5 protein-coding genes are annotated in these 5,063 nt (G+C 64.2%); 2 read left to right on the top strand and 3 right to left on the bottom strand.

All coding sequences use genetic code 11. The annotated features are described in order from the left end of the window. From AC1DSN_RS18130 to ndk, 3 genes are all read right to left on the bottom strand, one after another. On the bottom strand, positions 1-246 hold a 246-nt coding region (locus AC1DSN_RS18130), incomplete at its 3' end, for a tetratricopeptide repeat protein (RefSeq protein WP_477332044.1). Further along, complete coding sequence (gene rlmN / locus AC1DSN_RS18125; RefSeq protein WP_345777460.1) at positions 236-1,366, bottom strand: dual-specificity RNA methyltransferase RlmN; 1,131 nt, start codon at positions 1,364-1,366, stop codon at positions 236-238. The genes AC1DSN_RS18130 and rlmN, both read right to left, overlap by 11 nt. A 2-nt stretch (positions 1,367-1,368) precedes the next feature. Then, on the bottom strand, positions 1,369-1,794 hold the full coding sequence (ndk, locus tag AC1DSN_RS18120) for a nucleoside-diphosphate kinase (RefSeq protein WP_063573468.1): 426 nt from the start codon (positions 1,792-1,794) through the stop codon (positions 1,369-1,371). Between the two features lie 242 nt (positions 1,795-2,036). Here ndk and AC1DSN_RS18115 point away from each other — a divergent pair, with 242 nt between their 5' ends. Together AC1DSN_RS18115 and AC1DSN_RS18110 are read left to right on the top strand one after the other, a co-directional pair. Next, positions 2,037-2,699 (top strand): TetR/AcrR family transcriptional regulator, encoded by a 663-nt coding sequence (locus AC1DSN_RS18115; protein ID WP_063573469.1) that lies wholly within the window; start codon positions 2,037-2,039, stop codon positions 2,697-2,699. A gap of 34 nt (positions 2,700-2,733) precedes the next feature. Then, positions 2,734-5,063 (top strand): 3-hydroxyacyl-CoA dehydrogenase/enoyl-CoA hydratase family protein (locus tag AC1DSN_RS18110; RefSeq protein WP_477332042.1); only part of this gene is annotated, 2,330 nt, incomplete at its 3' end.

Genomic DNA, 5,063 nt, shown 5'->3' with positions numbered 1-5,063 from the left:
GAGCACGGCAATCACAGTACGGGCCGGCACATAGTTGGGGTCGAACTTGATGGCCTGCTGCAGTTTCTCCATGGCGCCACTGAGGTCGCCTCGCTGCATGTAACGCTGTCCGAGCTCGGTATGAACCTCGGCCCCCTTGGCCTTCTCGTCGGCGGCTGTCGTAGGCTTCAGCCCCGATTCCCCACCCATACAGCCCGCGCACGCAAACGCGAGCGCAGCCACCATCCCCCAACGCTCAAGCCGCATTCACCACTCCCTCTTCGAGTTTCTTGCGGAATTCCGCCTGACGACGGGTGCGATCCACGACCTGTCCCTTCAGCTGGCCACATGCGGCATCGATGTCGTCACCGCGCGTGCGGCGCAGCATGGTCAGAACGCCGGCATTGAGCAACTGGGTCTGGAAGTTGCGGATCTCGTCCGGCCCCGAGCGCTCGAATCGCGTCCCCGGGAACGGGTTGAACGGGATCAGGTTGACCTTGTTTACGCCCGGCAGGCGGCGCATGAACTTGATCAGCTGACGCGCATGCTCGGGCTTGTCGTTCACGCCCTTCATGAGCGTGTATTCGAAGGTGATCGTCGTACGCGGCGCGCGGTTGATGTAGCGCTCGCACGCCGCCGCCAGCTCGGCGAGCGGGTAACGCTTGTTGAGCGGGACGAGTTCGGTACGCAGCTCGTCGTTGGCCGCGTGCAGCGACACCGCAAGCGACACGTCGCTCTCGACCGACAGCTTGTCGATCATCGGCACGAGGCCGGCCGTGGACAGCGTGACGCGCTTGCCGGCCAGGCCGAAGCCGAGGTCGTCACGCATCAGGCTCATGGCCTTCACCACGTTGTCGAAGTTCAGCAGCGGCTCGCCCATGCCCATCATCACCACATTGGTGATACGGCGCTGCTGGTGCGGCACGTTGCCGAGGTGTTTGGCCGCGACCCAGACCTGGCCGATGATCTCGGCGGTGGACAGGTTGCGGGAAAAACCCTGGGTTGCCGTGGAGCAGAACTGGCAGTTCAGGGCGCAACCGACCTGCGACGACACGCAAAGCGTGCCGCGGGTCGGCTCCGGGATATAGACGGTTTCGATGGCGTTACCGCCATCCATGCCGAGCAGCCACTTCTGCGTGCCGTCGACCGCGGTCTTTTCGAACGCGGTCTTCGGCGGGCCGACGTAGCAGCTGGCACTGAGCTTTTCGCGTAACGCCTTGCCGACATCGGTCATGTTCTCGAAATCGCTTTCGAGACGGTGGTAGATCCACTTCATGACCTGCTCGGCACGATACGGCTTCTCGCCGAGCTCCGCGAAGAAATCGCGCAGCCCCTTGCGATCGAAATCGAGCAGGTTGACCTTGTCAGCAGGGGTGTTCACGGCAATTCTCAGTGCGAAACGACGTCCGAGTCGTTGAAGAAGTACTTGATCTCGATGGCGGCGTTTTCGAGCGAATCGGAGCCATGCACGGCATTGGCGTCGATCGAGTCGGCGAAGTCGGCACGGATCGTGCCCTTCTCGGCGTCCTTCGGATTGGTGGCACCCATGAGGTCGCGGTTCTTGAGAACGGCGCCTTCGCCTTCGAGGGCTTGGATCATCACCGGACCGGAGATCATGAAGGCGACGAGGTCGTTGAAGAAACCGCGTTCCTTATGAACGGCATAGAAGCCCTCGGCCTCTTCCTTGGTCAGCTGCTTCATCTTGGCGGCGACGATCTTGAGACCGGCCTTCTCGAAGCGGGAGAGGATTTCGCCGATGACGTTCTTCTTGACGGCGTCGGGCTTGATGATCGAAAGGGTGCGCTCCAGCGCCATACGGATGCTCCGGGAAATGAGAAAAGACAAATAAGGTTGCCAGCGCCTCTGGGGACGCCTGGTGAAAGTCTGGGGCCAAAGCCGTCACGAATGACGGACTTAGCTCACGAAATCTTGACAGATTCTAGCTCAATCGCAAGCCGTTTGCAGGGATGTGCGGTTGCAGATTGACCCGCCCAAGGGCCCGGGCGTATTCTCAAACGATCGTTTGATTCAAACCACCCGCCTCCGGAGTCGCCGACATGACGAGCGCACCCTACGCGTCCCGCGAACGCAGCACCAAGGAGCGGATCCTGGGCGCCGCCGAGGCCCTGTTTGCCACCCACGGCTTCGCCGGGGCCTCGCTCCGCCAGGTCACGGCGGCGGCCCGGGTCAATCTGGCGGCGGTGAATTATCACTTCGGCTCGAAGGACAAGCTCATCGAGGAGGTGTTCCGCCGCCGACTGGATGAGCTGAACACCCGGCGCCTGGCCGCCCTGGCCAAGGTCGCGGGCCAGGAAGACACCTCCCTGGAGGACGTTCTTGACGCCTATATCCGCCCGGCGCTGGACCTATCCCGGAACGATGGCGGCGCGGCGGCCTTTGTCAGGGTCCTGGCCCGAGCCTACGCCGAGCACAACGAGACCCTGCGCAAGTTCCTGTCCGAGAACTACGGCCATGTACTGCGCCAGTTCGCCGGTGAATTCGCCCGGCTGCTGCCTGGCCTGGCGAAGGACGAAATCTACTGGCGCCTGGACATCGTCACCGGCGCGCTGACGTACGCGATGGCCGACTTCGGCATCATCCAGCGCAAGAGTGACGTCGACGAGCGCGACCACCGCGAAACCGCCGCCGAGCACCTGATCCGCTTCGCCGCAGCCGGCCTGCGCAATCCTTCCGTTTCGACCTCCACGGCCACTCGCTGACCGCGGACGATCCTTTGCACCCCCGGAGATCACCATGACTGCAACACCGTTACGCATTCGCAAGGCCGCAGTACTCGGCGCCGGCGTCATGGGCGCGCAGATTGCCGCGCACCTGACGAACGCCAACGTGGAAACCGTGCTTTTCGACCTTCCCTCGAAGGAAGGCCCGAAGAGCGGCATCGCCCTCAAGGCGATCGCCAACCTCGCCAAGCTCTCACCGGCGCCGCTGGCCGAGAAAGGCCTGGCCGCCGCGATCATCCCGGCCAACTATGAGGACGACCTCGCCCTGCTGGCCGACGTCGACCTGGTGATCGAAGCGATCGCCGAGCGCATGGACTGGAAGCTCGACCTTTACCAGAAGATCGCGCCGCACGTGTCCGCGACCGCCGTGTTGGCGAGCAACACCTCGGGCCTGTCGATCAACGGCCTGGCAGAGGCATTGCCGGAAGAGATGCGCCACCGTTTCACCGGCGTGCACTTCTTCAATCCGCCGCGTTACATGCACCTGGTCGAGCTGATCCCTACCCGCCTGACCGAAAAGGGCGTGCTCGAAGGCCTCGAAGCCTTCCTGACGACCACCCTGGGCAAGGGCGTGGTCTACGCCAAGGACACCCCGAACTTCATCGGTAACCGCATCGGTGTGTTCTCGATGCTCTCCACCATGCACCACACCGAGCAGTTCGGCCTGGGCTTCGACACCGCCGACGCACTGACCGGTCCGGCCATCGGCCGCCCGAAGAGCGCCACGTATCGCACGGCCGACGTCGTCGGCCTGGACACGCTTGCCCATGTGATCAAGACGATGGGCGACACCCTGCCCGACGACCCGTGGCACAAGTACTTCCAGCCGCCGGTGTGGCTGAAGGGCCTGATCGACAAGGGCGCGCTGGGCCAGAAGGCCGGTGCGGGTTTCTACCGCAMGGCCGGCAAGGACATCGTGGTGCTCGACCTGCAGAAGCAGGATTACCGCGTTTCCGAGCAGAAAGCGTCGGACGACGTGTCCGCCATTCTCGCCATCAAGGATCCCGCCGAGAAGTTCGCGAAGCTCCGCGCGTCGTCGGACCCGCAGGCACAGTTCCTCTGGGCCGTGTTCCGCGACCTGTTCCATTACACCGCCTACCATCTGGCCGATATTGCCGAGACGGCGCGTGACGTCGACTTTGCCATCCGTTGGGGCTACGGCTGGAAGCTCGGTCCCTTCGAGATCTGGCAGTCCGCCGGCTGGCAGCAGATCGCTGGCTGGATCGCCGAAGACATCGCCGCCGGCAAGACCATGAGCAGCGCACCCCTGCCCGCCTGGGTCACCGACGGCCGCACGGGCGTGCACGGCAAAGCGGGTTCGTACTCGGCCAGCGCCAACGCCGAGAAGCCGCGTTCGACGCATCCGGTGTACAAGCGCCAGGCGTTCCCGGATCCGATCCTGGGCGAGAAATTCGACCAGGGCACCACGGTCTGGGAGAACGACGGCGTACGCCTGTGGACCAGCGGCGACGACATCGGCGTGATCTCGTTCAAGACCAAGATGCACACGGTGAACGACCACGTGCTCGACGGCATTCAGCATGCGATCGGCCTTGCCGAGCAGCAGTTCCGCGGTGTCGTGCTGTGGCAGCCGTCCGAGCCGTTCTCGGCCGGTGCGGACCTCAAGGGCGCGCTGGGTCTGCTCAAGGCCGGCAAGCTCGCCGAGTTCGAAGCGATGGTGGCGAACTTCCAGGCCACCAGCATGCGCATCAAGTACTCGCTGGTGCCGGTGGTCTCCGCAGTTCGAGGCCTTGCCCTCGGTGGCGGCTGCGAGTTCCAGATGCATTCGGCGCGCACCGTCGCGGCACTGGAGAGCTACATCGGTCTGGTCGAGGCCGGCGTGGGCCTGCTGCCCGCCGGTGGCGGCCTGAAGGAGTTCGCCGTGCGTGCGTGGCAGGCGAACCCGGAAGACCCGTTCGAATACCTGAAGAAGATCTTCGAGACGGTCGCCATGGCGAAGGTGTCGACCAGTGCGATCGAGGCCAAGTCGTTGGGCTTGCTGCGCAAGGACGACATCATCGTCTTCAACACCTATGAAGTACTGCATGTCGCCAAGGCCCAGGCGATCGCCCTGGCCGAGTCCGGCTACCGTCCGCCGATGCCGGCGCGCGCGATCACGGCTGCCGGCGACACGTCCACGGCGACCTTCAAGGCCTCGCTGGCGAACATGGCCGAGGGCTACTTCGCCTCGCCGCACGACATCGACATCGCCAGCCGCATCGCCGACACCCTCTCGGGCGGTCGGATCGAACGCGGTTCGCCGGTGGACGAAACCTGGCTGCTCGCCCTCGAGCGTCGTCACTTCGTCGAACTGGCGCAGACCGAAAAGACCCAGGCCCGTAT

Source organism: Luteibacter sp. P4_D7_3 (assembly GCF_056401735.1).
This window is presented reverse-complemented; position numbering and strand designations above follow the sequence as displayed.

Coding starts and splice junctions, on each gene's coding strand:
- ndk (WP_063573468.1), bottom strand. CDS start 1,794: ATGGCGCTGGAGCGCACCCTTTCGATCATCAAGCCCGACGCCGTCAAG.
- AC1DSN_RS18115 (WP_063573469.1), top strand. CDS start 2,037: ATGACGAGCGCACCCTACGCGTCCCGCGAACGCAGCACCAAGGAGCGG.